The 245-nt window shown below is 65.3% G+C and carries 1 protein-coding gene; it reads left to right on the top strand.

Features of this window, described 5'->3' with window-relative positions; genetic code table 11:
• Positions 1-245, top strand: a 245-nt coding sequence (locus AC0L2D_RS31870) for a hypothetical protein (RefSeq protein ID WP_473544136.1), incomplete at both ends; no start/stop codon positions are given.

Genomic DNA, 245 nt, shown 5'->3' with positions numbered 1-245 from the left:
GCCATCGCCGCCATCGCCGCCATGAACATCAGCCGTCACGGAAATTGCCGGGTTCACCTCTTCATTACGCACGCCATCGCCACCAGCGCCGCCGCCGCCATAGCCTCCGTCCAAAAAGCCGCCGCCATAGCCTCCATTGCCACCATTGAGGGGCGCGGAAATATCGCCAGCAATGATATTGCTGTAACCACCACCGCCGCCGCCACCCCCACCCCCACCCGAGCCGCCGGTGTCCCCCTTTGCCC

The sequence above is a fragment of the Mesorhizobium sp. WSM4833 genome, from assembly GCF_055811095.1.
This window is presented reverse-complemented; position numbering and strand designations above follow the sequence as displayed.